Below are 2,614 nucleotides of genomic sequence, written 5' to 3'. Positions count from 1 at the left end.
GAGCCGCGTAGAGCGCGATCGCATAGTGTCCGATCGACAGCAGGAAGCGGTCGCGTCCCTCCCACAACGTGTCCTCCGGCCGGTAACGAAGCGCATGGAAATAGGCGACGGCAAGCACGTCGGCGACACCCAGCGCCTGTCCGACATAACCTTGGCCCTGGACTTGACCCATCCGCACGGCGTGCCGGCGGATACGATAGGCTCGTTCGGCCAGGCTGACATTGCTGCCAGCGCGAGGCATCTCAAGCTCCATTGTCCACTCAGCCATGGATTAGCATCCCACCGTTGACATCGATCACGGCGCCGGTGATGTAGCTGGCCAGATCGGAAGCCAGGAAGAGATAGGCGCCGGCTACGTCGCGCGCCTCGCCCAGCCGGCTGAGCGGGATTCCCTTGATGATGTCGGCGCGCATGGCGTTGGTCAGTTTGCCGCCGGTGATGTCGGTCTGGATCAGGCCCGGTGTGATGCAGTTGACGCGGATGCCTTCGGGACCGAATTCGCGCGCCATGGCCTTGGCAAGCCCCAGAACACCCGCCTTGGCAGCCGAGTAGTGCGGGCCACCGAAGATGCCGCCGCCGCGCTGGGCCGAAACTGACGACATGCAGATGATCGAGCCGCCGCCATTTTCGCGCATGTTCGGGATGAATGCCTGGCTGAGATGGAGCACGCCGCGTAGGTTGACATCGAGGATGCGGTCCCAGTCAGCCGCGCTGATCTCCAGCGTCTTGACCGGCTGCGTGACGCCCGCATTGTTGCAGAGCACATCGATCCTGCCCAAGGTTTCTGTCACTTGCGCCGCCGCCCTCTTGCAGGCGTCGAGGTCCGCGACGTTGCACGCAAGGCCGATATGGTCGGGTCCAAGCGACGCAGCGGCGTCACGCGCTTGCCCGTCATCGAGGTCGAGTATTGCAACGCGAGCCCCGTGCTGTACCATCAGCGCTGCCGTGGAGCGGCCAATTCCCCGGGGGCCCGCGGCCCCCGAAATCACCACGGCCTTGCCCTTCAGCAACAAGTCGAACTCTCCTGCTATTTCTGTTTGCCGGTGATCTAAAGTCGGTAGAACCGGGCGGCGTTGTCATGGAACAGCGCGAGCCGCTCCTCGTGCGGGTGGGCGATCGTAATTTCCTTGAAGGCGTTCAAAATGGCGTCGAAGCTCGAGAACAGCTTGTCGACGGGGAAGTTCGTCGCGAACATCGAGCGGCCGACGCCGAAGGCTGCGATCGCCTCCTCGATGCTCGGCGCCGTCGACCTGCATGCCGGTGTGATTGAGAATGATCTGCACGTCGGGAAAGTCGCGCGCCAGTTCGACGAACTCGCTCATCTGCGGATAGTAGAGCTGCGGGTCGAAGCTCAGCCCGCGCTTCGCCAGCTCCCGGAAGCCGCGCCGCCATTCGGGCGTACGACTGACCTCCGGCCGCGCCAGATAGGTCTTGGCGGGGTCGGGATGATAATTCATCGGCTGCCGCATGCCGCGGAAGTTCGGATATTCCATGTGGCGGTCGAGGAGGTCGCCGACGTCGGGTTGGGACAGGTCGGCATAGCCGACGATGCCATGCGGAAAGCCTCGCTTGTTGGCGATCTCCTGCAGCCAGCGCGTTTCCCCAACCGGATCGCCGGGATCGAGAAGCAGCACTTCGGCTCCGGTGGAAAGGGCACGAGCGATCCGGACGATCTGGCCTTCGTGGAGGGACAATTTGCGTGCCGGCATTATCGATGATCGCTTCGCCGATCGCTGGGTCGATCAGCTGGAGCGCTCCGAGCGCAGTTTCGCGCGTGCGGCGACGGCTGATCTGCGACCAGCCCGACCTCGCATGCACAATGCCGATGTTTTCCGCGACCGGACAGCTCGGGCAATAGCGCCAGCTCCTGATGCACCACCGCGATGATCGGGCTGTTGTGGTCGGCCTTCGACGAGGCGAAGCCAATCTCGCCGGCTTCGCGTGAGGTCAGCCCTGTGACGATGCGGATGAGAGTGCTTTTGCCGGCGCCGTTGCCGCCCAGGAGCGCGTGGATTTCGTCGGCCCGGACCTGAAAACTCACACCCCGCAGGACACGGGTTGCGTCATAACTCTTGTCGATATTGGCAGCTTCGATCAGGGGCTTCCTGGTCCATACCTGTCCAACTCCCGGCACGTTGCCGGCGCTACCCAAGCTTTGGGTTGAACTCGGCTCCATCCTGTATCTCCTTCCGGGACCACTGTGCGACCGATTGACATTCGGCTCAATTTTCGTTTCTTAACATTCTGTGTAGCTGAGCTTAACTGACGAGGACGAGGTCAGACATCAAGTTCAATTCGATGACGCATTTCGAGGCAGTCGCGCGGCTCGGCGGCGTGGCAAAGGCCGCTCAGGAATTGCAGGTGACACCTTCGGCGGTTAGCCAGCAGCTGCGGCTGCTCGAACACCAACTCGGGGTGCGGCTTTTTCAGCGCGAAAAGCGCCATCTCTCGCTCACTATCGACGGTGAGCGGCTCTTCCAGACCACGACCCAGGCTTTCGAATCCATACGCGAGGTGCGTAATGCCATTGTGCGGCAGCGCGAAAGCTTCCAGCTTAGCCTGCGCGTCAGTCCTTCCTTCGGCGAGAAATGGCTGGCGCCGCGGTTGGCCGAGT

At 62.6% G+C, this 2,614-nt stretch carries 4 protein-coding genes and 1 pseudogene; 1 reads left to right on the top strand and 4 read right to left on the bottom strand.

The annotated features are described in order from the left end of the window. From NKH41_RS33940 to NKH41_RS33925, 4 genes and pseudogenes are all read right to left on the bottom strand, one after another. On the bottom strand, positions 1 to 268 hold a 268-nt coding region (locus NKH41_RS33940), incomplete at its 3' end, for a thiamine pyrophosphate-binding protein (protein WP_502906096.1). Beyond that, complete coding sequence (locus NKH41_RS33935; protein WP_352453729.1) at positions 261 to 1,013, bottom strand: SDR family NAD(P)-dependent oxidoreductase; 753 nt, start codon at positions 1,011 to 1,013, stop codon at positions 261 to 263. The genes NKH41_RS33940 and NKH41_RS33935, both read right to left, overlap by 8 nt. A gap of 35 nt (positions 1,014 to 1,048) precedes the next feature. Further along, a pseudogene (locus tag NKH41_RS33930) lies at positions 1,049 to 1,709 on the bottom strand (amidohydrolase family protein). Further along, the gene (locus NKH41_RS33925; protein WP_352692035.1) at positions 1,709 to 2,176 is read right to left on the bottom strand and encodes an ATP-binding cassette domain-containing protein; all 468 of its coding nucleotides are present in this window, start codon (positions 2,174 to 2,176) and stop codon (positions 1,709 to 1,711) included. Before NKH41_RS33925 ends, NKH41_RS33930 begins: the two are co-directional and overlap by 1 nt. Positions 2,177 to 2,298: 122 nt before the next feature. On the opposite strand from NKH41_RS33925, the gene NKH41_RS33920 reads away from it, so the two are divergent. Beyond that, on the top strand, positions 2,299 to 2,614 hold a 316-nt coding region (locus tag NKH41_RS33920; protein WP_352516389.1), incomplete at its 3' end, for a LysR family transcriptional regulator.

This window comes from Mesorhizobium sp. M1169, from assembly GCF_040318345.1.
Lineage (GTDB): Bacteria > Pseudomonadota > Alphaproteobacteria > Rhizobiales > Rhizobiaceae > Mesorhizobium.
The sequence above is the reverse complement of the archived record's forward strand: the minus strand, read 5'-3'. Positions and strand labels throughout refer to the sequence as shown.

Coding starts and splice junctions, on each gene's coding strand:
- NKH41_RS33925 (WP_352692035.1), bottom strand. CDS start 2,176: ATGGAGCCGAGTTCAACCCAAAGCTTGGGTAGCGCCGGCAACGTGCCG.